Genomic DNA, 1,553 nt, shown 5'->3' with positions numbered 1-1,553 from the left:
CCCCCGCACTGGCGGAGTCGTTCCGCGGGTGCCACTTCACTGTGCCCGGACTGGAGGACGCGCTGGGGCCGGAGGCGGTCTCGGCGCTCGCCCGTTCGGACCCGGCGTCCGTCCGCAGGCACGCCCGCTCCGCCGGGCCGGTCGGGACCCTGGTCCGGCTGTTCATCCTGGGTGACGCGGTCCCCGAGGGCGAGGTCGTGGCGGCCCTGCCCGGGGTACCCGTAGCCGACGGGATCGACGCCGGACTGTGGACCCGTCAGACCACGCCGGAGGCGACCCTCCGGGCGCTCCTCGACCTCCGGCCCGTGGACACCGGTCACGGCACACGCTGGGTCTTCGCCGACGTCGACGGGTCGATGGCCCACGCCACCACGAGGCCAGACCACGTCCTCGGGGTCGGGCAGGCCACGCTGTCCCTCCTCCGGATCACACCCACCTCGCACGTGGACTCCGTCCTCGACCTCGGCACCGGCTGCGGCATCCAGCTCGTGCACGCCCTCGGGACCGCGAGGACGGCGACGGGTACGGATATCACCCCCAGATGCCTGGACCTGGCGTCCGCCACGCTGGCCATCAACGGGTTGGACGGGGAACTGCTCGTCGGTCCCTGGTTCGAACCCGTCGCCCATCGTCGTTTCGACCGGGTCGTCGCCAACCCACCGTTCGTGGTGGGCCCCTCCGAGCCCGGCCATTCGTACCGCGAGTCGGGGCTCGCCCTCGACGGGGCGAGCCGGACGGTCGTGTCCGGGGCTCACGAACACCTGACCCGGGACGGCACCGCGGTCATCCTGGCCTCCTGGGTGGAGCGCCAGGACACCGACTGGCGGACCCACGTGGCGTCGTGGGTCCCCTCCGACGGGGTGGAGGCCTGGGTGCTCCGTCGCGACACCTCGGACCCGGAGCTCTACGTCTGGACATGGCTCACGGACGAGGGCATGGACCCGAGGGACGAGTCCACAGCCCTCGCCGCGGACGCCTGGCTCGACCACTTCGAGGACCGGGGCGTCGACGGGGTCGGGTTCGGGTACGTCTTCCTCAGGCGGATCGACGGCGCGTCGTCGGTGCTCTGCGAGGACCTCACCCACCCCTTCGACGAGGGGCTCGGGGACGAGGCCGAGGCCTACTTCGCGCGCATGGCGTGGTTGCGGGCGGCCGCGGACCGACAGGGCGGGCAGGAGCGGGCGCTGGACGCGACGGTGTTCACCGTCTCCCCCGACGTCCACCTGCACGTCTCGGAGAGTCTGGCACCGGACGCCGGTGACGCGGGGGACGAGACGTCCGGGGCCTCTGCACCGGCCGGGTCGGTGGTGGTCGAGCGCGTCACCGGTGCACGCTGGCGCCACGAGATCGACCCGCTGACCGCGACGGTCCTCCGAGGGGCGCGTATGGGTGCGCTCCCCCTGGAGGATCTCGTCGTCCTCGCCGCCGCGGGGGCCGGTCGTGACCCCGGTGAGCTGGCGGAACCCGTGCGCAGGGTCGTGGCCGACCTGTTCCTCCACGGCTTCGTCGTCCCCGCCGGGGTCCCCGGGCTGCTCCCGCCCGGCGTCCGCGCC

Annotated in this window: 1 protein-coding gene; it reads left to right on the top strand. The window is 73.7% G+C overall.

What is annotated here, in order from left to right:
* A partial coding sequence (locus tag G6017_RS12500) for a DUF7782 domain-containing protein (protein ID WP_182617641.1) occupies positions 1 to 1,553 on the top strand: 1,553 nt, incomplete at both ends.

The organism is Dietzia sp. B44, assembly GCF_014145245.1.
Classification (GTDB): Bacteria; Actinomycetota; Actinomycetes; order Mycobacteriales; family Mycobacteriaceae; genus Dietzia; species Dietzia natronolimnaea.
Note: the sequence above shows the minus strand (reverse complement) of the source record. Positions and strands in the feature narration are given on the sequence as shown.